Annotated in this window: 21 protein-coding genes; 3 read left to right on the top strand and 18 right to left on the bottom strand. The window is 44.7% G+C overall.

Annotated features, from left to right (window positions below; genetic code table 11):
* The 6 genes from H735_RS30445 to H735_RS23820 form a co-directional block, all read right to left on the bottom strand.
* Positions 1-162: transposase (locus H735_RS30445; RefSeq protein WP_202905998.1), on the bottom strand; the 162-nt coding region annotated here is incomplete at its 3' end.
* 235 nt (positions 163-397) lie between these two features.
* Complete coding sequence (gene icmH / locus H735_RS23840) at positions 398-1189, bottom strand: type IVB secretion system protein IcmH/DotU (protein ID WP_020195821.1); 792 nt, start codon at positions 1187-1189, stop codon at positions 398-400.
* The gene (gene tssK, locus H735_RS23835; RefSeq protein ID WP_020195820.1) at positions 1186-2511 is read right to left on the bottom strand and encodes a type VI secretion system baseplate subunit TssK; all 1326 of its coding nucleotides are present in this window, start codon (positions 2509-2511) and stop codon (positions 1186-1188) included. The genes icmH and tssK overlap by 4 nt, the downstream gene beginning before the upstream one ends.
* Before the next feature lie 11 nt (positions 2512-2522).
* Positions 2523-3023: a type VI secretion system lipoprotein TssJ gene (gene tssJ, locus H735_RS23830; protein ID WP_020195819.1), complete on the bottom strand. Its 501-nt coding sequence runs from the start codon at positions 3021-3023 to the stop codon at positions 2523-2525.
* Entirely contained in the window at positions 3016-4548 is a 1533-nt protein-coding gene (locus H735_RS23825) for a type VI secretion system-associated FHA domain protein (RefSeq protein ID WP_020195818.1), read from the bottom strand. Before H735_RS23825 ends, tssJ begins: the two co-directional genes overlap by 8 nt.
* A 9-nt stretch (positions 4549-4557) precedes the next feature.
* Complete coding sequence (locus H735_RS23820; protein WP_020195817.1) at positions 4558-5157, bottom strand: hypothetical protein; 600 nt, start codon at positions 5155-5157, stop codon at positions 4558-4560.
* Positions 5158-5781: 624 nt separating this feature from the next.
* Here H735_RS23820 and H735_RS23815 point away from each other — a divergent pair.
* The 3 genes from H735_RS23815 to H735_RS23805 are packed head-to-tail and all read left to right on the top strand — an operon-like array spanning position 5782 to position 10988.
* A complete protein-coding gene (locus H735_RS23815) occupies positions 5782-7086 on the top strand; it encodes a type VI secretion system ImpA family N-terminal domain-containing protein (protein ID WP_020195816.1) in 1305 nt (434 codons plus the stop codon).
* 27 nt (positions 7087-7113) lie between these two features.
* Positions 7114-10503, top strand: a complete 3390-nt coding sequence (gene tssM / locus H735_RS23810; RefSeq protein WP_042980505.1) for a type VI secretion system membrane subunit TssM — start codon at positions 7114-7116, stop codon at positions 10501-10503.
* A gap of 32 nt (positions 10504-10535) precedes the next feature.
* Entirely contained in the window at positions 10536-10988 is a 453-nt protein-coding gene (locus H735_RS23805) for an Lrp/AsnC family transcriptional regulator (RefSeq protein ID WP_009705245.1), read from the top strand.
* Between the two features lie 138 nt (positions 10989-11126).
* Here the strand turns inward: H735_RS23805 and tssG are convergent, their stop codons facing one another.
* From tssG to H735_RS23745, 12 genes are all read right to left on the bottom strand, one after another.
* Positions 11127-12125, bottom strand: coding sequence for a type VI secretion system baseplate subunit TssG (gene tssG / locus H735_RS23800; RefSeq protein ID WP_009705244.1), 999 nt, complete (start codon positions 12123-12125; stop codon positions 11127-11129).
* The gene (gene tssF / locus H735_RS23795) at positions 12122-13870 is read right to left on the bottom strand and encodes a type VI secretion system baseplate subunit TssF (protein ID WP_020195814.1); all 1749 of its coding nucleotides are present in this window, start codon (positions 13868-13870) and stop codon (positions 12122-12124) included. The genes tssG and tssF overlap by 4 nt, the downstream gene beginning before the upstream one ends.
* Positions 13871-13880: 10 nt before the next feature.
* Entirely contained in the window at positions 13881-14291 is a 411-nt protein-coding gene (gene tssE / locus H735_RS23790) for a type VI secretion system baseplate subunit TssE (RefSeq protein WP_020195813.1), read from the bottom strand.
* Between the two features lie 61 nt (positions 14292-14352).
* Positions 14353-15828 carry a type VI secretion system contractile sheath large subunit gene (tssC, locus tag H735_RS23785; RefSeq protein WP_005437988.1) on the bottom strand — a complete coding sequence of 492 codons (1476 nt, stop codon included), beginning with the start codon at positions 15826-15828 and terminating at the stop codon, positions 14353-14355.
* 8 nt (positions 15829-15836) lie between these two features.
* On the bottom strand, positions 15837-16343 hold the full coding sequence (gene tssB, locus H735_RS23780; RefSeq protein ID WP_005437995.1) for a type VI secretion system contractile sheath small subunit: 507 nt from the start codon (positions 16341-16343) through the stop codon (positions 15837-15839).
* A gap of 26 nt (positions 16344-16369) precedes the next feature.
* Positions 16370-17944 (bottom strand): type VI secretion system protein TssA, encoded by a 1575-nt coding sequence (gene tssA / locus H735_RS23775; RefSeq protein WP_020195812.1) that lies wholly within the window; start codon positions 17942-17944, stop codon positions 16370-16372.
* Positions 17944-19947 (bottom strand): serine/threonine protein kinase, encoded by a 2004-nt coding sequence (locus H735_RS23770; RefSeq protein WP_020195811.1) that lies wholly within the window; start codon positions 19945-19947, stop codon positions 17944-17946. Before H735_RS23770 ends, tssA begins: the two co-directional genes overlap by 1 nt.
* Positions 19948-20182: 235 nt before the next feature.
* On the bottom strand, positions 20183-21127 hold the full coding sequence (locus H735_RS23765) for a hypothetical protein (protein WP_020195810.1): 945 nt from the start codon (positions 21125-21127) through the stop codon (positions 20183-20185).
* Positions 21120-22112: a DUF2169 family type VI secretion system accessory protein gene (locus H735_RS23760; protein ID WP_020195809.1), complete on the bottom strand. Its 993-nt coding sequence runs from the start codon at positions 22110-22112 to the stop codon at positions 21120-21122. Before H735_RS23760 ends, H735_RS23765 begins: the two co-directional genes overlap by 8 nt.
* Positions 22093-23412 (bottom strand): hypothetical protein, encoded by a 1320-nt coding sequence (locus H735_RS23755; protein WP_020195808.1) that lies wholly within the window; start codon positions 23410-23412, stop codon positions 22093-22095. The genes H735_RS23760 and H735_RS23755 overlap by 20 nt, the downstream gene beginning before the upstream one ends.
* A 100-nt stretch (positions 23413-23512) precedes the next feature.
* Positions 23513-23998, bottom strand: coding sequence for a hypothetical protein (locus H735_RS23750; RefSeq protein ID WP_020195807.1), 486 nt, complete (start codon positions 23996-23998; stop codon positions 23513-23515).
* Positions 23998-26076 (bottom strand): type VI secretion system Vgr family protein, encoded by a 2079-nt coding sequence (locus H735_RS23745; RefSeq protein ID WP_020195806.1) that lies wholly within the window; start codon positions 26074-26076, stop codon positions 23998-24000. Before H735_RS23745 ends, H735_RS23750 begins: the two co-directional genes overlap by 1 nt.
* Positions 26077-26146: the final 70 nt, after the last annotated feature.

Genomic DNA, 26146 nt, shown 5'->3' with positions numbered 1-26146 from the left:
CTCTACTACTTCACATCCAAGTTGATTACAGTAAACATAAATACATCGATAAACTTCTTTACCTATATTGTTCTTCAAGATCCTAAATCGATACTTTGGAGTCCACACTATATGGTATTGACATCGCCAAAATACGTGGGAAGCTTGATTGTATCTACTCATGTTATTTGTCCTCTTTGACTTCTGGAAAAATCAAAGACGCATTTAGCATGAGTAGTTTTACAGGCAAAGCCGAAACGGATGATAACCACCTACTGAAGTAGGTGGTTTAGGGCTGAAAATAAAAGAGATCGCATATTGCAATCTCTCTAAATGACTAGTGAATTTCACTAAACCGCCAGTGACATTCACGATAAAGCTTAAAACTGGCAGAAGATCTCATTTCGAGATCTTCTGTTTATCGATACACTTCAAGCAATTGCTGAAACTTTAAATCTATGACGATGTAAGTCGCGGCATACATGATTGCGAAGGTAATCGCACTGACGCCTAAAATTAGCTTGGGTGAAATCACCCTTTTTAATGGTTTCTTGAGGTATTTGGCCTTAAGGTTAACCAGAGAGACTTTCTCTTGCTCTGCCAAACGTTCATCACGTACTAAGCGATAAATGGTATTGCCGATTTCTGCGAGCTTTTCGTTACCGCGTTCTTCACGGCCGTATTTGCCCTGAAAGCCAAGTTGAAGCAGTAAATACAGAAACTCGATAACGTGACGATACTTGCGTGGGTCTGCTTTTAACCGCTCGAGAATAACGAAGAACTTATCACCGCCAGATGTTTCGTTGTGGAACTCTGACAACAAACTGTTCTGGCTCCAATGGCTATTCGCCCCCCACTCTTGTCGACAAACCGATTCATCAATTGCAGCACACAAACAGTAGCGAATGACCAAAATAGATGCGCGATCCAATTCCATTTCATTGAGCTTACGTTCGCCTTTTCTTATCTCGCGAGCCACTTGCTCACGAAACGGCATTGGGTCATCAAGCCAAGGAATTGAGGACATACAAGACAAACTGGCGACCAACCATGAGAACTGATCGACCAAAGGATTGATGCCCATGTTTTCGATGTTTAGGTCTTGTACCGCGATGTTACGAGATAAGTCAGGCGCTGGCATCACCTCCATAGGTTTACCAGGCTCTGGTTGGAATAAGACTACGGTAACGTCGGTTTCTGCATAACTCATAGACGAACAGCCCATAGTTGCAACGACAAGTTAGCAAAGTCGCCGGCTACGTGAACCGCTATCGCTGCTGTGTTTTTCAGTGCCGCCCACTCTTCACCTGTCTTATCCAGTTCGAAATAGGTGTAGCCAGCGTGGTAAGGCAATGCACGAGGTACAACTGGCATTGGTTTTATCTCGATACCCGGCAGTTGAAGGTTAATCAAGTCACGAATGTTATCGATAGAACCGATCTTCGTTTGGCTAACAAACTGGGTATGAAGAACATCCAAAGTAACATCGGCTTTAACCGCGAGGATAAACGTCGTGGTGTCAATGATCTTGCTGTCTGGAATCGCTGCCGTTCTAATGCCGTAGTTTTGGTCTCTCAACGTGAGTGGCATTGCACGCTGCTCAGACATCACACTTAATGTCATCTTCGCACTATCAAGTGTGCGCGATAGACAGCTGGTCAAATCGCCGTGATTGTACTTGGTAAACTCAACTGGTCGACGAGATGCCGAACACAAAGTTGAAAGCTCCCCTTCTGCTTGAAGAAGAATGCGGTAAAACGATTCAGGATGAACCCCTTCGGCACTCGCAAAATGCCAGAATAATGGCTCGTACCGGTTTAGAGCTTGGAGCAGCATGAAATCAGAAACTGAAGATACGCCTTGTTGGTCGACAACACCTAGTCGTTGAACGATAGACTCTGCGCGGTGTTTCAGCATAGAAGCAAATTCAGTTGCGAACTTGTTCAGTATGGTTGAAGCATGGATATCAATACAAGTCGGAATAAAGCTCTCATCTAGGATAACACTGCCATCTGGCTTCACTTCTGAGATCTTTAGAATTGGAATCGATGTGTACGAACTCTTGTCTTCGTGGTCGTACATCAAGCAAAAGTTAAGCTTACCGACAATGATATTTGCCATGTCTTCTGAATAATAACAAGCATCGACGGCTTCTTGCGATTCCATCGTGTAACGTGCGCCGTCTTTCTTGGTGCCGAATAGCTCCGAACGTTCAGAAGGTAACGGACAGCAAAGGTAAACCACTTTATCGGCAATCGAAGGATCAACATCTTTTACTTCTGGCAGTTCAGCGAGCAGTGGCAGATCAAAAGGAGTTCTGTCTTGAAGAATGCCTTCAGCTCGAGTAATACCAATTTTACCCAACGCCAGCAGTTGCGAGTTGATCTCTAAACGTTTAATTCCCCAATGTAGAGGCGACGCATTGGCGCTCAGCATGCTCGACAGTTTACTTTGTGAACGATCGAGTTGCTGAAAGTGCTGCGGCTTCATGAACATTCCATCTTGCCAAACAACTGGATTGTATAAAGACATGCTTTTATTCCTTAAAAGTAAACTTGTTCAATGCCGCGAGTGTTGTCGGAAATTAACTCACTGCCTTCTAACTTGAGTTTGATGTAGTACTCGCTCTTCTCTTCAATCACTTCGACTTTACGCCAAGAAGAGCCGTCAATATCGCGAAACGCTACCGAGAACCCAACGGCACGGGTCGCAGGGTCAAGCTCCAAGAACTCATGGATTTTTTCACCCGGTTGCATTTGGTATTCGTAACGTTTGATGTATTCATCGCCCAGTGACGCTTTATCATTCTCAAACAAGGCAAAGAAATCTAAGCTTCGAAACAATACTGGTGATGTCAGTTCATGCACGCGCAAAATCACCGGAGAGGATTGTCCGCCTTCACGAACGTTAAGAACCGAAGAAGCCTCAATCACTAACTCGATTGACGACGTTTCAGGTGTAATACCTGTTGATTCTTTAAATTGGTCCCACATGGAACAGCCGGATAGCAAAGCACATCCGAGCAACATCGCAATACTACGCATGGCTTCCCTTAATCGCTTTGGTGTAGTTTTTCTTGATCAAACCTTTCAACGATGTCTCATTCATTTGGCGACGGTTATTCGCATAGAACTCCAGATATTCACCCCACAATTTTGATTTGGTAGTGAACATAGATCTACTTGCGACGTCGTTTGCAAACGTGACAGGGTCATTCGTTTCAGATTGCTCGATCAACAACTCATTGAGTGCTTTATTAAAAATAATTTGATGGTCGTTGATCTCATCTAACATCTGCTCGACCAACTCATTAGGAGACAGTAGATTCTGGCTGTTTAGTGTCAGCATCAATTCAGCTAGGTTGGAATCCGCTTCGCTTAAGCCCTGCTCACCTTTAAGTGACTCCACTTCATGAAGGTCTTTTTGCAAGTTGTCGATACACAAACGAAGACAGGTTCCCATTTGTTTAAATAGGAGAGCTTCATTGCTGATCAATTCTGGATTATTGATCCCTAAACCTTCGTAGAACGCTTTGCTAATGTCGGAAGAAAGAGTGCCTTCCTCAGTAGCGATAGATTCATTGCTGACGAAACCCACTTTGGTTTCCGTAACTTTTGATTCTTGCTGAGCAGATTGCGTCGAAGGAATAAAGGCTTGTGTTACCTCCTCCCATTTCTGACCAACAGGTTCTGTTTTTTGTACCGACTGTTGGACTGGTGGTGGAGTTGGTTGTTCAAATTGTTGTGGGCGAGATTGGTGAACTTGAGGTTTCACTTTCTCAGGTTGAGAGACAAACGCTTCAGAGTTATCTACACCATCTGAATTCACAAAATCTTCAGGAATAAAACTGTTTTCTCGACGAGGCTGTGTTTCTGGTTCAACAGATGCATTACTCGCGGCGGATCCAGCTAACCAATCTTCTGGGATTAGGTTCGGAATATCGAATTCAGAGTGAATACTGAAGCTATCATCCACAACTTGTCTTGTGTTTTCAATTGGCTTAGTTTGTGCGGCTTCAGGCTTTTCGACATCACGGATAAGATGGTCATCTTCACGCTGCATCGAAAACTTGAGGTGTGCGATAGGGTCATCGCTGTCCACATCGTCCTGTTTCGTCTCCATGAACAGATCTTCTAACGCGCCGACTTTTTCGTCTTCCTCAACGACAGCCTCACCCAAATTAACTAGCGGATCATTTGAGACACGTTCAGGAGCAATATCGGCAGCAATATCTTGAGCCGCAGAAACGTGCTCTAAAGAAACACCAATTTCGTACTGGCCAAGGGACACTACGTCACCATCAACAATCGAAACTGGTTGGTTTTTAAGGATCTTATTGCCGTTTACCATAGTGCCATTGGTTGACACATCACTGATGTAATATGTGTCGCCGTAAACACTAATAAGGCAGTGGGTTCCAGAGATAAAACGATTATGGTCAGTTAAAGGCAGTGTACAACTTGGCGCACGCCCTACTGAGCCACCACCTTCAGGCATTTCAATATGCTTAGCGCCCGTGTATTCCTCCGGGCACTTTGAAATGAATAGGACTAGCTGATGTGTTTGCATTGCTAAACCTTAAAATAGTAGGGAAACGGACAGCTCTACTCCACCAATTCCATCATTGACTACTGGAAGAATGTAGGAAGCTTGAGGAATGATCTGGATGTGGGCATCTGGATTACTACCAAGTTTTATTGCGGTACCAAGAGTGACAACCGCACCAAGTTCAAACTGGTCAATGTCTTCAATGCTTTCGTAACGGTAACCGTCTTGGTCTACTTTCCAACGGTTTGAATACTGCGAATAGCCGAACGAAAGTCCAGCGCCGACGTAAGGGGTAAAGATGCTCCAAGAGCTCAGGGCATATTGTGGAACAACACGAAGCTCGTAGTTTGTGACTTCTTGATAAACACCGTTTGAAGGTGCGTCGACATCTTCAGCAAGGTAATTAAGGCCCAACCACCAACGCCAACGGTTGTTGTTTTCATCGATCGGACGTGTATGAACTAGACCGTATCGCAACGTGTCTACATCACCGCTAGAACCTTCATCATAGTCAATACTTTCGATTGTCAGCATGTTGACTGAGCCACCATATCGTTCCCCCTTCGCAACAGCAAAAGTAGAAAATAGACACATGGCTGAGATTAGCCCAACTTGACTTGGTTTTAGCATTTCGTCCCTCTTTGAAAGCCTTGTAATTATATTCAGGGGCGAAAGATATCAAGTCTCTTTGCTTTTTCAATATGGTAAAAAATAGTGCCGTTAAATAAGGCAAATAAACTACAAATTAAGGCAGAATAACTAAGAAAAATTGCAGAAAGCAGGATGATTATATTGATGAAAATCAGAGCGAATTTGTCATGACTTTGGTGAAGGTTTAAGGCTGATCAGAAATTACAACCATGTGTAATGTTGCAAAGTTGAGGTCGAATACGATAAATTGGGCATATAATAGTAAAGACTAATCAAGAATGATTTAATTTAGATAATGTCAGATTGCTCCCGTTAATATTGCGTTATCATAAACTATGAGAAATAATAAAAAAGTGTATTTATTAACCAATTGAGAGCTTTTAATGCGACACACATCACTGTTACCAATACGTTAACAATCAGCACTTTCAACGAAAAACGTGAACGAAGATCACGCATAGTTAAATTATACGTATTTAGCTATTATTTATTATTCAATTTCTTTCTTTTAACTATAAAATCCCACCAAAAATACATCGTAGCACCACATTTGTCATTTTCCTGTGAGTCGCTAGTTTTTATAATCAGTTGGAATTGGAAAATATGTTTTTCAGCGACTTCACTAGAAGGCCGATCGATGAAAGTAATCCAAGCGGCTCAAACCCTAATGGCTTAGATGATTTTGACGAAATAAAACGTCAAATAAATAACCTTAACAAAGTAACAGGCAGAGTTTCTTGGAAGACAGTTCAAACGCTGTCCAAAAAGATTCTAAGCACTCAAGGCAAAGACTTTCGTTGCAGTTGCTATTTCACGGTTGCAGCAACCTCTAATGACGGTTTGAAAGGCCTAGTTGAAGGCTTGAACTCGTTGCTCGACTTATGCGTGGTGTACTGGTACACCGCTTACCCAGAGCATGCAAAAGCGAATGCCCGTATCAGCGCTATCGAGTGGATGGTTGAATACACTGAGAAACGGATTAAAAAGCAACGCGCATTACCAGAGGAGCTTCCTCTTATCGAAGCAGCACATCAACTGTGCTTACGCATCGAGGAAGAGTTGCGCCTTCACTACGGCATTAAAGCCCCATCTTTTGGTCGTATTCGTCGTATCTTGAATCAGTGGATTGAAGAGATTAAGGAAGCAAAAGCCAAAGAAGTCATGGCGTTAGAGGCGAAGCAACCAAAACCAGAAGTTCAAGCGCCATCAACAGGGATTAAAGTTGAAATCGCCCCTCCACCGAAAGTCGACGCTAAACAACCACCAGCAACACCACAGCCCGAGTCACAGAAATCGAGCCGATGGGCACTCTTCTCTGTGGTTGGTTTGTTGACAGCAGCATTGGCTTCTCACTTTATTTACAAGCAGCATCAATACGAAACGCTGAAAGATGATATCAAACACGCTTCACTGACAGAACTGACTAATATCGTTAGCTCGTTTAGCGTTGAAAACAAAGATCACCGACTTGCTTTACGTTCAGCGACTGTAGAACGCCTTGATACATTGATGACCGATTGGACACTCGACCCAGTGAAGGTAAGTAAAGTAAACACCATTGATGAACTGACTTATGAGTTGACAGAAATCTACCCAGATTCATCATCTGCTCAGCAACTTCGTGAGAATTTTTTAGACCAACGTTCTCGTTTCGAAAATGAATTCGATGTCATATACAAACGGTTTGCCTATGCTAGGACGGTATTTGCCAATGTCGCTAAACAGAATTCAGATAAAGACTCGAAGAAAGCGTATGAATACAGTAATTCGCTATTTCCACTTCTAGGTCGAATTGAATACGCAGAAAAGAACACGCAGCAAAAGGAAATTGAGCGCTCCCTCCTTTTACTGAACACCTACCTATATAAAATTAATCAGCTAAAAACTGCGTCAAACGACAATAAATAACAATACAAGTAAAGAAGTTATAGGCTTATGTTCAAACAAAAAATACTGAGAAACCCGATCGTGGTTTCTACCATAGTGGCTCTGGTTTTAGCCGCGATATTTGCAGCAGTATATTTATTCTTACTCGAAGATGCAGATAAGCTTTATCTATGGGTTGGTCTCGGAGTCATTGTCACCTTTTATCTTATATTCCAGTTTTCACTATGGCTTAAGAAAAAGAACAACTCAAAAGCTCAGCGTCTAGAAACAGAAGAAGAAGCCCTTTCGATGGTGATTCGCCCTCTTCTGACTAATTCAGGCAAGAAGCCAATCTATCTTATGATTGGTAATAAAGCGTCTGGGCGACGTCAATTCTTGTTTAATTCGAGCGCAATTAAACCAATGGATCGTTCTCGCACTGCAAAAAACGATTTCTTTGAATGGTATGAATCGGACAGCGCGGTTTACGTCAAGCCAGATCAGCGTCTCGTGTTCCAAGAGGTATCAAGCAGCGATGCGTCACTGTGGAATACCTTTGTCGATGAAGTGATTCGTCACCGTCCGAGAAAGCCATTTTCAGGTTGCCTGTTCTTTACCGACTTTGAGTTCATGATTGTTTCTGAACCAGAGCAAAAAGATTACACCATCACGGCCTTATTGCAGCGTTTGAGCTCCATCAGCGAAAAAACTTCTTCAGCATTGCCTGTTTACCTGATGATGTCAAAACTCGACAAGCTGGATGGCTTCAAAGAATACGTGCATTTTAGCTCGCTTAAAACGCGTGTAGAGTTTTTGTCTATCCCTTTGAAAGAAGCAAAAGGTGTCATCACAGAGTATTACCGCGATGGTTACCGCAACCTAGTCAAAGTGCTTGAAAGCAACGCTTTAGATGCATCAGCAAACTCAACCGATATCGACGAGAAACAAGCAATCCTTGCGTTTCCTAAGCAATTTGAACTTTGCCAAGCGGAAATCAGTTATGTACTTGAACGCCTTTGTGACGCGAACAGCGGCGTTTATTCTCTCGATATCCGAGAAATTTTCTTCTGCTCTAGCTTACAAGGTGGTCGTAAGTACAACCTGTTAGCAAAAAGCTGCAGCAATTACTTTAATTTGCCGATCATTGCGTCAGAGCATACACAACTGACAGAAACGCCCTACTTCTCTCGTTTCCTGATTGATTCTCAGATTTTGCCAGAGAGCGATTTTGCCGGTGAGAACAAAACGTACCTGCGTTTGATCCAACGTCAAAGCCATTTGGCTATGTTGGCGTCCGTTATCTTATTGGCAGGCGGTACCTATTTCTTTGTTACGACACTAGACAGCAACCTACGTGTCATCAATCAACTGCTTGGCATAGATGACAAAGGTCAGGTAGAGCAAGAAGCAAGCTTTAACCAGTTATTGGTTAACGCAACACGCGCAATTCAACCTTCATACAGCGCATGGCTAGAAGGCTCTCGAGCCCTAGACGAAGAAGTCTTACCATTGAACATCAGTCGCCTAGACCAAAGCACAAGATTGGCATACGAAGCTCTGCTTAAAGAAGTCGCACAACAGCTTATGCCCGTCGTAGAGAGAGGTTACCGTCTCGAGTTGACTCACAATCAACATGATATTGCCGCGACGTTGCCATTGCTAAAAGGCTACTTGATGTTGAATGACCCATCAAAACGTGACATTCAGTTTCTACGTCGCCAAACACTTCAGACTCTCAACGATTTGAGCGATAAGCCAGATGTTGTTAGCCAAGCAATGCGTTACTTAGATGCCTACTTCCGCACTCAATTTGCACCGGTTGATATCAACATGGACATTGTGCGCGCGACTCGTCGCTCATTACTGGCTAACTCCAACGTAGATCTCGTTTACGCGGGCATTTTGAACCAGGCGGATGCCATTGACCTTGGCACGCTCGATCTTCAACGTGCCGTTGGTTTTGAGTTCAACAACGTGTTTAACGAACCGCTAGACGACAATCGACTTGTGATAGATAAGGTTTACACCTCAACAGGTTTTAGTACCTTCTATCGCCCTCGTGTTGATTTGATGTCACAGCAAGTGATCAGCGATAACTGGGTTTTAGGTTTATCAAACCACGTGATTCCAACCAAGCAAGAGCAGGATGCGTTTAAGACTCAGGTTCGTAAGAAGTACACCGATGACTACATCAACTACTGGCGCAACGCACTGAGTGAGTTAAAAGTTCAGAACTACAGCAATGTGGGTGACTTGACGAACGCTATCGACCTTATTTCAGGTCCATCTTCGCCAATGACGACCGTACTTAAGCAAGTTTACGCGAACACTCAGTTCTCTCCTGTTGGCGAAAAGAACGCGTTAATCGCTAAAGTGAACCCGAAACTCGCGGAAGTGGCAGACTCGGCATCAGAAGCAGTAGAAGAAGCCGTACAACCAGATTACTTACTGATGAAGCGCGTTGAGCAAGCTTTCCACTTGTTGAACCAACTTCAAGTTAGTGAAACACCAAACTCCCCTACTCCATGGGATGAAACCATTACAGCCTTGAGCCGCGTTCGTACTTACATGAAAGACATCGCTGATGCGCCTGATCCACAAATGGCTGCGTTGGCAGCTGCTCAGCACCGCATGAACAGCACAGAAGCGGATCCGCTTATCAAACTTAAGCAGATTGCTCAAAAGTCACCAGAGCCAGTACGCAGCTGGTTGCTTGATGTGGTTCAGCAAAGCTGGTCAGTGATGATTGCAGAATCAGCAAAAGGCATTCAAACCCAATGGTACAGCGAGATTTACACCAAGTTTAAAGAGCTAGGACTTGGTAAATACCCATTTGATTTAAACGCGACAGAAGAAATCTCGATTGAAGACTTCGAATTGTTATTTGCATCAGGTGGTTTGTTAGACACGTTTATTCAGAAGAACTTCGCACCGTTCTACGATACAAACTTGTGGATACCAAAACAGGTGGATGGCGAGACAATGCCGCTTTCACCTGCCCTATTGGTGCAATTGCGCAATTACAACGTTATCCGCGATACGTTGATCAATAAGAGCACAAACCGAGTTTACATCCCGTTCAGTGCGAAAGTATTAGACCTTGATTCCAGTGCTATCAGAGCCAGTCTTAAAATTTCAGATACTGATATCAACTACTATCACGGTCCGAGCCGAATTCGTGAGATGGAGTGGCCGCCGCAGAACGGTGACTTCAACATTAGTATCACGATCCAAGATGTGACAGACGAGGGCAAGCAGCACGTTCTTAATAAGAGTGGTCAGTGGGCGATATACAGATTGCTAGGTGATTCGACCCTGACAAACACTCATAACGGTAGCTTCGTCAGTGACATAAAAGTGTCTGGGAGGGACTTGAGCCTTCGTATCACTCCTTTGACACAGAAAAACCCATTCACTCTAGCCGAGCTGTATAACTTTACACTCCCAGAGTCGATTTAATAACTATATAAAAACCAGAATAGGCAGAACACATGATTTCAAACATGACTTTACAAGGCTTAGACAAGTTAGACCGCAAAATCCTTTCCAGTCTGTTATCAAACGGACGAGAGTCAATTGCGAATCTATCTAGAAACATCGGTTTGTCTCGTACTGCTGTCGCAGAAAGAATCAATAGGTTGGAAAAGACTGGGATCATCAAGGGCTACACTGCCCAGATCCGAGTCGAAAATGAGGGTCGCAAAGCAGCCAGCTATCTGCTGATCTCTTGTGAAAAGGGCAAGAAAAACGAAGTAACGAGTGCCCTTAAAGAGATTCCAGAGGTACGACTGACAAGCGTTGTGGGAGGTAGCTTCGACATTATTGCTCTTATCGAAGCTCCGGACCTTCAGTCTATTCACCACCTATGTAATGAAATTGAATCTTTCAGCGGAATTCAAAAACTCGATACGACGGTTGTACTCCACCAACCAATCAGTCGATAAGTTATTTGGTTCCCGCCGAACATTCTTTTCAGACTAAAAAGCCGCGAATACATCGCGGCTTTTTTTGTGTTCTTTTTGTACCTAACGCTTCTTACGCATCCGATTCTTATTCATCCATTTCGGAATCATCGCAAAGCATTAGATACTACCAATCACACGTATTTTAGCGTCTGCTTCGCTAGGACTACCTAACCAGAAAGTTTGACCTAAATGGTTCCCTTCCCCATTACCCAGTTGGTTATCTGGAATAGAATCAAGGTTAACCGTCAACTTAAGATCCCACGACATCGGGTCACGCAGAATAAAACGCATCAACCCCACCAACGTCTTGTGCAATTCACCATCGTAGGAGAACTGTTTAAACGTTTCAAAATCAATGTTGTCGATACATAAGTTAAACTTGCCGTTCAAATCCGCAATGCTTTGGCCCAAGTGCAAGCTTTGTCCCAACACACAGTTAGCGCGATTGAGTTTGTTACGCTGACTTTCAGCGATTTCTACGCGTCTATAAACCCACTCTTCAATACGCACATTCGGCAGTGAAAAGTAGTGCGAAACAATACCGGATATCAGCTTAGGAGAGCGTGTACGTGTCGATAATTGGTTAACGTAAGACAGAATCTTCGCTCGGTCTAGCTCCGCGACATCACAATCTTGCATCACGCCAGACAGACCTGCCAAATGCAATATCCTTCCCGAGAACGCGTCGCTCGCGCCACTTTGGTATTGCACGTGATAGCGATACTTCTTCCAAACTCGATACAACAAACTGGTGTAGCGGTTATGGAAAAAGTCGAAGAAGTCTTTTACCGGGTTATCATCAGGATCTCGCCCTGCAAGCTTCTCTGTATAAGAGGCTGGCAGTGGTGAACTTGAGCCATGCAAACCAAGAAAGTTAGTCTCAACACGAGAATACTGTTGCCCGTTTCTCTCCATATGAGTGATAAAGTCCATATCACTCTTCGGAAAGCACAGATTTGGCGACACACTGAATTCAATCCGTTCCTGATGGAAGTATTTGTTCTCACCTACTGCGACAAAATTGGAATTTGGCTCTAGTTGGTAGTGTTTCTCCAGCAGAAGTACCGCTTGGTAGAAACTAAACTCATTCGACTTATCAGAAAGTGTATTAATCATAGAATCGTCTGCTGTCCGATTAGGCTTGCCCAGTTGTACACTTCGCCAGTGGCTTCATCAAACACCTCCAGTTCAGTAAAGGAGTTCACACTCGAATACAGACGGATGAATTCGTTCAGTACCGTTGCCATAAGGAACATATCGCCTTCATTCACGAAGAACTTAGAGTTAGTCACCAACTTGAATTGGTTACCACGTACAGAAACGCCACGGAACACACGGTCAATTGGCTTCATCTCTGACGAAATAATGCCATCAAGTCGATGAATCGACGCGCGGTGGGCTTGTCTATCGACACGAGAATGGAAGTCGTAAGTCGAGAGCAACACTTTCAACACATCGATATTCGCTAAAGACAGGTAGTTGAGCGACATGTTGGCAATCAACTGCCATTGAAGCTCGCCATTCACCTGAGGGCTTACCGATTGTGTTGGCTTAGTGATGTTTTTAAACGTCGCATACGTTGGTGACTTATGGGTTGCGTAGGTAATGTCACCCACCGAAAGACGTTCTGCCAAATCCGCGTTGCTGCATTGCAGTTTCATCAATACCGTTTCAGTCCCTAAATCCGCAATGTCGCCATTGTGAGTATGGAATGAGATATAGCGCTCTAACCCTCTTCCACTTACTCGCTCACCTACTTTGGATTTGTAGAACTCTCGCTTATCACGTTGGTTGATTTGGTGCTCAAACGACTCAAATTCGATTAACGGTTTACGACGGCGTTCGTCCTTACTCCAACTCTCCACTTGCTCAATCCCATACACTTCATAGTGTTCTTGAGTATTGCTTTGAGGGCGTACTTTGTATTCATTACGGCGATGCTCTAGGCGAATTGGATCACCGTCTTTCTCGAACAAGTTAACGGCTGGCGTACAATGCAATCTTAAGTGCTTATCTTTCAAAACCACTTCAGAAGGTAAAGCACGCTTAAAGTGGAATTTGATTTTGACCGTGCTGCGTTGCGGAATGCCTTTTAACCACTCTAATCCCTTGATGTCGAAGAACATGAACTTATCTGGCAAAGAGAAGAATTCTTGTAGCAAGCGGTAACCTGCGAAGGAGTTTTTGCTGTAAGGCAGCAAAGCTTCGTCTTCTTCATGCCCTACTGGCTTAACGTATTCTGGCCCTAGGCGGTGTTTGTAGCCACCACCAACATCTAGCTCGACGTAATCTAGGTAGCGGAACAACCATAAGAAGACGGTGCGAGTAATATGAATCTCACCATGCAAGTGCAAGCGCAACGTATCTAAACCGATACGAGACAGTTCAAGACCATGCTCCGTCGATAACGTCACATCAATCGCTGAACTGGTGCGGCTGTTGGTTTGTTCGATATTAGTGATCGTGATTGGGTACAGATTCACATCGTAACAAGTGCGGAACAAGCACTGCGTGCCTTCGACTTGTTCACTCGCCATCTCCGCGCCACGTTTCACCACAGTTTTCTCAGTAACACTTCCCGTATGTGGTTTCAGCTCACTGATGCACAAAGACGGAATTGAACGCATGTAATGCGGCCACAGCAGAGTCATCAGAGATTGCGTCAGCTCCGGCAGTTCGTCGTCAATCTTTTCGCGGATACGTCCGGTCAGAAAAGCAAAACCTTCAAGCAGTCGCTCGACGTCTGGGTCGAAGGTTCCTTCAGAGAGAAAGTGAGTTAACTTCGGGTGATATTTGGCAAACTCACTACCCGACTCGCGCAAATACGTGAGTTCATCTTGAAAGTATTTACTGTTACTCAAGTGGCACCTACTAAACGTTAAATTGGCCGTCGGTTCCCATGTAGACATCGATCGACATTGGGACTTTACCGCCGTTATGGGAAACTTCGCCGCGAATACCAAAGCCGAGTTGTAATGGGTTATGGTGGTCTTCACGGTAATGAACCTCGACATTCAGTAGTCGCGGTTCAAAGCGTTCTATGGTTGATGTGATGTTTTTTTGAATGTGGCGAACGAGGTTTGTGTTATTGGAAAGCACATCGTTGAAATCTGGCAGGCCGTACTCATCATCAATCATGGCGTTGCCAGAATGTGTGTTTAATAAGTCGGCAAGGTGCGAATGAATAGACTCAATTAGGTGCTTGTGAGAAACCACTTTCTCGTAGCAGTTTTTTGGCTCACCCAATTCAATCCGTTCTAGAAGACGATAACCTTTTTCCATGTTCGTTCCTACGAAAAAAGCAGCCAGTCTTCACTGGCTGCTTGATGGTTTCAGTAATGGGTTATTGGTCTAGTTTACCAACTAGAGACAAGTCGAAGCTTGCGCCCATGTACTTGAAGTGAGGACGTACAGACATCGATACTTTGTACCAACCTGGATCGCCTTCTACGTCTGATACCTCTACCTTCGCAGCGCGAAGTGGACGGCGACCACGAACTTCCGCTGGCGGGTTCTCCTGGTCAGAAACGTATTGACGGATCCACTTGTTCAGTTCGATTTCTAGGTCGGAACGCTCTTTCCAAGAACCGATTTGCTCACGCTGTAGCACTTTGATGTAATGCGCCAGACGGTTGATGATGAACATGTAAGGAAGCTGAGTACCTAGCTTGTAGTTCATCTCTGCTTGTTTGCCTTCAGGCGTGTTCGCAAACACTTTTGGTTTTTGAACAGAGTTTGCAGAGAAGAACGCCGCGTTGTCAGAACCCTTACGCATCGTTAGAGCAATGAAGCCCTCTTCTGCTAGTTCGTACTCACGACGGTCAGAAACAAGGATCTCAGTTGGGATCTTAGTTTCGATTTGACCCATTGCTTCAAAGTTGTAAACCGGTAGGTCTTGAACCGCACCACCACTTTGAGGACCAATGATGTTCGGACACCAGCGGTATTTAGCGAATGACTCACTGATCTTAGACGCCATCGCGTACGCTGAGTTGCCCCATAGGTAGTTATCGTGGCTGTCTGTTACTTTCTCATCGTAGTCAAACGCCTTAATTGGGTTATCTTCTACAGAGTAAGGTGTACGTAGCATGAAGCGAGACGTACATAGACCTAGGTAACGCGCATCTTCGTGCTCACGCAAACCACGCCATTTCGCGTACTGTGGACCTTCGAATACAGACTTAAGGTCTTTTAGATTTGGTAGCTCTTCGTAGCTATCTAGGCCAAAGAATTTAGCCGATGCAGACGTGATGAACGGTGCGTGAGACATTGCGCCCACGTTCGCCATGTATTCCATCAATTTGATGTCAGGCGTTGATGCTGACATGTCAAAATCACAGATTACAGCACCAACAGGTTTACCACCGAATTGGCCGTATTCACGTGTGTAGATCTGCTTGTAAAGACCAGACTTCACCACTTCTGGTGCGTCTTCGAAGTCATCAAGAACTTCGTCTTTCTTCGCTGAGATCAATTCAATTTGAATGTTCTCACGGAAGTCAGTGTGGTCAACAAGGTACTTAAGACCACGCCACGTTGATTCAACCGCTTGAACTTCTTCGCTGTGAAGAATCGCATCAACCTGGTTCGACAGTTTTTGGTCGATTTCAGAGATCATCAGATCAACCAAAGATTGGTCTACTTTCTCTGTGTTCGAGCTGCTTAGTAGCTCACTGATGAATGCTTCTACGCCGCGTTTTGCAACGTCAAAACCTTCATCACTTGGCTTTAAACGAGTTTCATTAAGAATGCTATCCAGAAGTGAGCCTGACTCAACTAAGGCTGCTTCTTGTTCTGGCGCTTGTGCTTCTGCAGACATGATATCCCTTACTCTTCTTTCGCTTCTTGGTCGGCGCCAATGCTTAGTTCATCCAACAGTTTCTTTCTCGCTTCTTCGTCTTGAAGAACCGATGCGATCTTCTTACGGAACGCAGGAACGTTTCCTAGAGGACCTTTCAGTGCAACCAAGGCTTCGCGAAGTTCAAGCAAGCTGTTTAGCTCAGGTACGCTTTTCGCGATAGCTTCAGGAGAGAAGTCCTTCATGTTTTGGAACGTTAGATCAACGCCGATTTGACCACCTTCTTCTTCAGAAAGACGGTTTTCAACATTCACTTTAACGTTTGGAGACATGCCTTCTAGCACTTCGTTAAAGTTGTCTTTATCGATATTGATTGGAGTACGTTCTTCGATTGGCGTCTCATCTGCACGTGCAGTAAAGTCGCCAACTACCATCATGCTCAGCGGCAGCTCTACGTCGTCTTGCGTATCACCTGTTGCTGGAACATAACGGATATTAATTCGCTCTTTAGGAGCCACCGAGCCGTCACGTGACATAATTAGTTCCTTATTTAACTCTTTAATTAGTCATAAATTGCTTTCCACTCTTCATACTTCTCAGGCAAAAGATCCTTACTTCTGAATAACTGATGGAGTGTTTTTCGAATCAGGTCTTCCAACTGTGACGATAAGTGGGGTTCCCAGCTCGCGAGATTAAACGCTTTTTGTACTTCCCAACCCTTCTCAAGATAAGGCAGACACAACGGGTATAATCCAACAGACTGGTAAGCTGCTATCAATTGTAAATACAGCATAAACTGACCACGTCCCGAGCTATCCAGCTCGAGTTTGCGGGCAAGTTCTGCGGCATATTCCCCTAGGTTTTCTAGAGTGATATCCTCCATCGGCAGCGAATCTTCTTGTGAAATCACAACCGTTTGAACAACGGACTGAGACGTCGAAGAAGTTGCATCCTGAGTCGATAACCAGCTCAAGGTCGCTTCATCTGCAAATGGTAAAGAATTCTTAAATGAGAGGTGCTCGATGCCCTCTAGCGAATCAACAAAACGCTGCACTTCTTGTTTCACAGCGGTCGCTGCATCGTCGAAGCCCAAGTTATTGAGCATCGAATACACAAAGTAATGACCTGTCAGCCAAAACGGCGCATCCGTTAATGTGCGCTCTAAACGTTTAATGGTGTCGATGTCGCTTTCTTGATTGGCTTTATCTCGGTATTCCGCCTGTTGATCGGAAGACACCGCCAAGCTCAATGGAGTTTGATTGTTTTGATGATCAGGCAGACCATCAATATCATCCCAAGTCAGATGACGATAAATTCGGTAAGCCAGCGGATCACTTGGATTTGCATGAAGCATGACTTCTGCAACCTTCTTCAAGGTGCGCTTAGAAGCCGTCGGTGAAGAGAAGTCCGTATCGACATCCACTTCTTTTGCTACCGCTTTCTTAACTGGTGCAGGTTTAGGGGCCGGCGTAACCGTCTTTGCTGGAGCGGTTTGCACTTCGCTCTGTGCCGGCGTTTCTAATGCGGCATGCTGCGTAGTGGGCGTAGATATCGCCTGTTCAACAGTGACCGATGCATCATCAATTTGGTCATCAGCCGCAGCTTGTTGAGATAAAACGTTGAGCTGCGTGCGAATCTCAAAGAAATCGGCTTCTGAGTCTTGGTAAACATCGTCGAATTGTCGCTGAACCTCTTCAATGGTCGAAATGCAGCTTGAAACCAGCTCCCATGACTGAGCACTTTCTGCTAACTTACCGCTTACCAATTTGAACTGATGGTTCAGCCATTCGACCGCGCCATCTCTGCCCCGCTTTCGCGAAGGATACAGTTCAACACCAAAGCGAATTAACGCCTCACTAAGCAGCTTTAGACCTTGCTCAAAACCTTGAAGACCAAACTCTTCCGTTAACGCGCGTACAAGGTAACAAATGGCTTTTAAGTCTTTGCTGTGGTGCTCTAGCACTTCAGTCGCATGCATTTTTACGACGCCCCAATCGACCGTTTCACCAAATAAGGAACCGAATTTCTTTACTTCAGATTCCATCATCTCGTAGCAAAACTCGTAGCGAGCATCTTCACCCACTGGCGTTGCATCAGAGATAGGGGCCAATAAGCGTTCGATATCGATAACAGACATTAGCCTCTCCCCTCTGCTAGATAATCTCTCAGAGCGCGTTCAACGGCGATTGCACCACGTGCTGGGCGAGAAAGTTGATGACTTTTATCAATTGAATCCGTAGCCATGCTCTCAAGCAGATCGGTAATTTCACTAAACTTCTTCGGCGCGTTTTGCTCAAGGTCAGCCAGTGAATCGTGCAATTTTTGCTTATCAAACACCGATTGCTCAGTCACGGTGCTAAATAGAATGTATTCGCTACGAGCAACAATCAGATCTTTGACCTTTTTGTTCAGCGCTGGCGTGTTACCAAAATAAGTCTTAGCGGCCTTCGCCTCTTCAATGGCTTTGGTGTAGTAGTGATCTTTTGCGTGCTGCTCGATAGACTCGTTGATGTTTGCCATGACCTTGTTTGGCAACACTTGACTGTAGAAGTAGGCTTCCGATTGATTTAACAACCAAGCCGCTTTCATCTCTTCGTCAGCCAACTTAGTTTCACCATCAAGGATTAGATTAGCAATCTGCTCGTCTTTGCTTCCCGCAACCGCAGAGATTTTCATCGAATCAACCGACGCGACATTCAAACCTGCCATCACTTTGGTTAAGGTTTTGTCTGCGTATGGGAATAAAGCACCATCATCGACCAATTTTTCTCGTAACGTCACCAACTCTTTACGCAAATCTACTAGCGTCTTCGGTAAGTCATCCGCTAGAGCTTGATAAGAGGTCAATTGCGCCTGATTATTTTTGTACAGCTTAGACAGTTTCATTTGCTGCACTTGGTAGGCTTCACGATAAGGTGCCGTCGACATGACGTCTTTTTCCATATCATTGAGCGCCTGCTCGATAGCCCAAGGAGGCTGAGCCAAGAAAGAAGCGGTTTGTGCTGGTTTGATCGTACTCGCCAAAGGAGTTTCGTTTTGTGAAATTGTCGGTTCCGACTTCACAATCGTTTTCCACTCAGGCTGGTTTTGTTCATATAAGTAATGGCCTGTAATTGCCATCACGCTCAATACCAAGCTAGCTTCGAGCACTTTAAAGCGACCGTAGCCGGATTTGTCTTGTGGTTTACAATGCGTCAGCAATAAGTCGGCATTACGCAAGCTGCTAAAAATCGGCGCATTCGACTGTGAATCAATAGATTGAGTGTCAATGCGTGCAAGTTGCTGTGCAAATGAAATCGCTGTGTAGCCATGCCCTCTTGGGTTATTAATCACTTGCTTAAGCAGCTTCCAAATATGGTTTGGAATTAATGCCGGACGTTTGCGATCTTTTAATTGCTTGTGCCAAGCGTCACCAAAGATCGAACCAATAAATAAATGGCCCGTCAGTAATGCAAGTGAATAAACATCGTCTTGTGGCTCGGTAGTACCTGTCTCAAGATAAAGAGGTGAAGCGTAACTTAAACTTGCCTCAGCATGAGATTCTGTCTCACCAATATAGCGAGCCGCACCAAAGTCGATGAGCTTGACGTAGTCGCCTTCGCTCACCAAAACATTTGATGGTTTGATATCAAGATGACAGATACCTCGGGTGTGCATAAATTCCAGCGCACCTGCGAGTTGGTAAACTAGCCAAGCAATATGGTCGTGACGGAAACCTTTAGAAGAGTGACGCTCCATCTTTTCTGCGAGTGATTCGCCTTGAATCCACTCGTACATTAAGTATGGGCGTTCAAATTCGTTACCGATTTTAATGAAATCCGCAACGCTAGGATGTTGAGAAAGTTCTAATCTGCTTGCCTCATTGACCAACATCTTATTGGCAATGTCTGGCGCATCTTCGTTGACGACTTTACAGCAGATTTGTTTTTCTGGTTGGCCTTTTTTGGCGAGATGGTAAACCGTAGTTCTACCATTTTTCGATGGCAGCGTGTCTAGAACATCAAATTGTGAAAAAAGCACGTACTCAAGCTTTGGCTTATTTTTCTGCGCCAACCTTTGCTCGTTCTGTTTCTTTTTCTCAATGGCTTTGACAACCAATTGATCAATATATCCTTTGGCTGCTCCCTGCTTATCAGACACTTTGCACTCTTTTATCGAACAAATATCATTAGGCCGAAATAATATTTGCTGAAACATCCTTGTTTCAAGGCTGGTATTTAAAACGAACAGTAACGCTATTACTTTAGTTATAATTACTAAGTTATTAGACTCTTTGACTTACGCTTTCACTACATAAGTTATGTTGTTTTCATCGATTAAATACCATGCCGAGATTATGAGAGCATTTTAATAAGGTTTTGCGTGTTGTTTTGTACTAGCACGCCAGTAATTGAAGTAGCCCTTTATCACCATTAAAATCAAACATTAATAGCGATGCAGGTTGGTTAAAATGATGATTTTTAACCGTAAATCCAATCAAAGCGAGTGAAGAACTACTGCCCATCGTGCCCCATAACTCATTGATAAGCTGCGGCTGTTCTGGATTGGTGAAACGTTCTGCTTTGGCCCCCAATGCAAAGCCGTAATCTTCCGTGTGCATACGGAGATTCGTCATATCGGAATACACTTCACCAAATGAATCGAGCTTTTTACTCGCGCGCTGAACAAGGCGAAACATGCCTCTTCGGTCTGACGTATTTAATTCCGTATCAATATAGCCAAGCTGCGCTTGAGGTTTAAGTTTCAATGTTTCTACCGTATTTCTTCGGCAGAGAATTAAGCCAGCCCCTCCCTCACTCGGAATAATGCCCCACGGATTATTGGTACTCATAACCATGGCATCATCGATGAGCGCTTGCATCGTATCCACCATAGAATCGACGCTAATACACATCATGGCATCGTATTTATCCAAAGACTTCATAGCCTGTAGCACGAAGCTAGGCCCACTGGCATGCACTGCTTCGACCACAGAAAGAAAGTCAGAATAGTCACTTTCACCAAGCCATTCTTGCATCTTTACTAATGAAATTGTCGTTGGCACAGCAATAAGTAATGGAATCGGCTTCAAAGAACGAGGTAACTGCACAAGCAAGGAATTCAGTAAATTTGCAGTTAATTCGCACGTTTTTTCAAATAACTCGTTCTCTTTTGTGTACTCGATTTTGGCAAACGTGAAACGCTCAATGCCGTCTTTACCAACCACTTGATCAAATCTCGCTAAATCAGCGTTTGCGACACTGGTTGCGATATCCAAATTCATGCCAGTAGGTGTCATCACTTCCATCCCTAGCACGTAACGGCCTGTTGAATTATGCATGCTCGCTTACCTCTTCCAACTTAGTGATTGATGTCGACACCAACAAATGCTCTTTACCCTGACAAGGAAACGCCGCGGTGTAACTGATTGATATGGTTTTCTTTTCAGCATCCACGAACAAGGTGTACATCGCCATATCGGCTTGGTAGCTGTTGTCTTTGAACGTCGCGATTGCGCGATATTTCTCTTTAGGAACTCGGAATGAAAGCGTGTCATCATGACAGAAACCACTCATCATCAAGCGCTCACCACCATGAAGAAAGCCTTTGCATTGTTGGTCAACAGGCGCGCTTTGGAAGAACCGCTTATCAAAGTCGAGCGGTAACATTGGCTTGCGATTTTCAATCCAATCCTCATCAAATGTCCCCGCCAGTTTTTGGCGCGATTCAAAGAAAGGAGGAACAGGACCAAAGCCCGCTACGCGAAGGTTTTTCGAAGTAGAACTCCACTCTTCTCTCGGGTAGAAAACCGAGGGTACTTTCTGTTCGAGCAGTTCGTTGTTGGAATCGGCAACCCCGCCACCGACTCGGTTACGTAAATCACCACCAATTGCACAGGTGTAATCAATGTCTTTTTCAATAAAAGGAATAGGCTTACTGAGCGTGATACTGCCACCATGTTCAACCCAAACACGTTCACCATGTATCGCCAGGGTTTTATCAATGTGGCCATCAATCAACACGCGACACTCTTGGTATGTCACTGGCTTTTTCGCGTAACTGCGCGCTTTACCGTAAACAAGCACATCTGTGTTGGCTTTGGTATACGCGAACTCGTGGTCGACTTTCATCGCAGAGAAGCCTTCTTCGCCCAAATATTGGGGGTCATCGAAGATTTCGCTTTCACCTAATTCGTGCCAGACCACACCATCGAATTGCCAAGTACGTTTAGCGACCACAACCCACACTTCATCGCCGTTTTCGTCACGTTGAAAACGACCTTTAAGTGATAGCTCAGGGTGCGCTTCAATATCCCATAACTGCATTGCTATTCCTTAAGTTGAATCGTTCGCTCGCAGAAGGTGCGGCCTTTAAATTGTTGAAGTTCCAGTCTTGCTGATGTATCGGCATCGCCATATCCCAAGGTACGTACGCTCTGGATTGAATGCAGATTTGGCGCCATAACCAATCGCGGAACAACACATCAACGTTGGGATCTTGCATCGCTGCCAAAGTAGACTCGAAGCTCAATGCGTACCCCAAGCGGCTTGGTAGATTTTGGACGTGTTTTTCATCTTCCACCCATTCATTGAGCAGGTCGACGATCTCTTCCCACTCATATTCAACACCAACGTCTTCAGGAGTCAGGGGTAGAAGCTTTCCGTAAACCACATACAAAGCTTGAATCCAAGTTTCACCGTCATCTTCTTCCAGAGTTTCCAAGTGCTCGATGATTTCTGGCACTAACTTCCAATCGCCACTCAGAGCAAAATCAACGGGGGCTAATGACGAAGAGATATCAAACGCCTCAAACTCTTTGAGTTCTAATAGCTTCGCGAAAGTCAGCACTTGATCAGAAGGCAAATCACTCGGCTCAATACCAAAACACTGACGGAACCAGGTGCCTCTGTCGCGTTTAGTGATCAATCGTTCAAACAGATATTGTTCAGAGTTCGCATTGTCATTAATCCATTCAATCCCCTCTTCCACATCTTGTAATGCCAGTAGAGGTAGCGCGATATTAGAACGAATAACTTCCGCTTTATGCCAACGTTTAATTAACGCAACACTTAAAGCTTGACGCAGACGCAAGCACTCAAAGTACAACGTACTGGATTGTGCTTCGCCCTCGATGAGTTCAGACATCACGCTATCAATGTGTTCAACTGGAGATTGCGTGACAATGACCATAGCCGTTTTAGTATCTAACGCCTCGAGTAAACTCAATCCACATAAAAGATTATCCAACTCAGAGCCCAATTCACCCTGAAGCATCAACCAGCCGTAAATTTCCGGCTCCTGGCCTCTTAATTGATGAATCAAGCCCGGTGCTAATCGATAAAACGACAAGTAGACCTGCTTGAGCTCTTCAATTTGACGCTCAATCAGTTTGAGATACTCCAACTCACGACTTGGATAGCCCCGCTTGTGAATTTGAATTCGCTGCTTGATTAAAAATCCGATGCTTTCAGAAGCAATAGACAGCTTTTCATTACAAAAGCTCAGCCAAGTTGGCGGTAATTGGGAAAGGTCGTTCACAGCACGCTCAGCTCTTGCTAACGCGCCTTCGACTTCTTGATTGGTTATTGGTGCCTTTAGGTGCTCGACACCGATTCTTTGTCGCATCTACTTATCCGTTTTTAGCGTGCGATAACGCGATTGCAATTAGTTAACTCGAGTGGCTAGTCAATTCGTTACCACGAGATAAAGAGTTAAAACGAGCTAACTAGTTAATTGCGATCGTTCCGCCTTGAATTTTTTGTGCTTTCTCTGCTTGAGAAGTGACGTATTTCGCTTTAGTGGTAATTCGGCCATCACGCCCGCTGTAGCGAGTTTCTGTCTCACCACTTCTGACGATCAGTTCTTGCTCTGTCTCGATAACCATCTTCTTCGCTCGCAGTACAAACTCATCAGAGTCATCCAGAATGGAGAAGAAAATGTCCGTCACAAGAGGCAAGCTTAAGTCGTCGTTCAAAAATTCGATTCGACAACTTAATCGATTATCGATAGCCATTTGCAGTTCAGAGCAACGAAATCCACGCCCTAACCTTGCGGTAAGTGGTTGGTTAAATGGGTTGCCATCAAAATCAACGCGGACACTGCCCGTTGATTCGTTTATGGCGACTATGGTTCCAAAACGCGAAAAGCAAGCCGGTGAATCGGCTTGCTGCTTCGTGATGGTTTCAGTAATAAGAGGTTGTTTTTCCATCATTAGTTAATCGCTACGTTACCACCTTTCACGACGACTTTATCGCTACCTTCAATGGTGATTGAAGAACCAGATAGCTTGATTGAACCGTCACTGTTCATCACTAATGAAGAACCGCCAGTTTTCAGCACAATCTTGTCACCACTGATGATTTGCGTTGCGCCATCGGCTTTGTATGACGTATTACCTTTCACCGACACGGTTAAGTTGCCGCCAACAGTTTGGTTATCATCCGCACCAATGTCTGAGCTCTTCGATGCACCAACGGTTAAGTTGCTGTTTTCACCCACATCCAGATCATCATTCTTGCCAATCTTGGTCGTGCGGTTATCACCAATCTCTAAATCAGAATTGTTTTTCACATACTGAGTTTCGTTGGCGTTGTAAGTAACAGTGACGTCTTGCTCTACGGTTTCCGTAAAGGTGCTGTTTACTTGTGTTGTCTTGTGACCATCAATAGTTTCTTTGTGATCACCGTGCACTTCGTTAGTTTGATGACGCGCTACCTTTAAGAACTCATCCTGACCGATGTCTCGGTAACGGTTGTTGAGTACTTTCGTCGACATGTCTTTTTGAGCGTGAATGTAGACTTCTTCTTGGTTCGCTTCGTCCTCAAAGCTCAGCTCGTTATAACCAGTGCCTTTGTGCGTTTGAGTACGGAACGTGGTACGCGTTTTGTTCTCTGGTAACGAGTACGGAGGGAAATGTAGGCCGTTATAAACCGCGCCAGTCACTAGTGGACGGTCTGGATCCCCTTCAAGGAAGGTCACTACCACTTCATGGCCAATACGTGGTAAATAAACCGCACCCCAAGTAGGAGCCGCCATAGATTGGCTTACACGAATCCAACAACTCGCATGTTCATCATTATCGCCATAGCGATCCCAATGGAACTGAACTTTGATTCGTCCAAGCTTATCGGTGTAGATCTCTTCGCCTGCCGGGCCAACCACAACAGCAGTTTGCGGGCCGTCAACAAGTGGCGCAGCCATTTTTGGTGCTTTGAATACCACATCGCGTGGAATACAAGAAAACTGGTTGTAGTAGGTAGTCGGCATCCCACTGGTTTCGTCTTCATGCACTTGTGGATCTTGCCCAGTATGCATGACGGACAGCATGATGTAATCACGGTTAATTTCTGAACGAGGATGCTCACCGATATTGAAGCTGTAACCAGACGCCAAACGCATTACGTCACTGCTTGCTTCCACTTGTTGGTTGTCCACAATGTGCTCAGACATCCATTCCGTCGTTCTCACCTGCCCCATTGCAGGATCAACATAACGACCTGGGTAATCAAACTGCTTCAAATCTTGGTCAAGGTCACCCGCGTGCGTCATCTCTTGCGGGATCTTTGGCTGCTCGTAGTTGTAATCCGTGTACGTAACCTGACCAGTTCGAACGCGGTTAACAAGCTCTAGGTCAGAGATATGCTCGCGATCGGCAACACCGCCGCCGTCAGCGTGGAACACAATGGGCCCGATGTATGATGCATTGATTGGTGAGCTCACCAAAGGCGTGATGGCATCGTTACTATCAACAATCACCATGGTGTGGTTTGAATCGGTATGGTCAAAGTAATACCACATACCGTGCTCTGCCATCATTCGTTGAACGAAGTGCAAGTCAGATTCACGATATTGCAGAACGTACTCTTTTGGAGGGTAAGTACCCGAGACTTCAAATCGGTAATCAGTGACCGCTCCATCATCTAACACTTCAGTGATGATATCTTGCGCTGACTTTTGTTGGAAAATGCGACAATCTTGGCGCTGAGATAAGAACCAAGCTTGAGGAACCAAAACCAATTGATAGCGAGAAAAACGACGCCCCGTACCTAGGTAACGAACTTCGTTTACTACGCCGTTGAATACGCGCGCAGCACCGACACCCTGTCCATAAAGAGTCAGCGTGCCCGCTTTACGAATGAGAGCATCAAAAGAGATATCTGGATCAAGTGAAAGTAATGAGAGACTGATGTGAAAAGGCTTCGAAAGCTCTTCATTCACTTGAAAGCTTTCTACTCGAAACTCGTGCCCACACCCTGGCACTTCAAATTTAAATTCTACGTCATTCACCATATCTTTTACCTGATACAAATAATCGAATTAGGGCCAACAATTGTTGGCCCTGAATCTTTACGCAAAAAGC

The organism is Vibrio owensii CAIM 1854 = LMG 25443 (assembly GCF_000817815.1).
Taxonomy (GTDB): Bacteria; Pseudomonadota; Gammaproteobacteria; order Enterobacterales; family Vibrionaceae; genus Vibrio; species Vibrio owensii.
The sequence above is the reverse complement of the archived record's forward strand: the minus strand, read 5'-3'. Positions and strand labels throughout refer to the sequence as shown.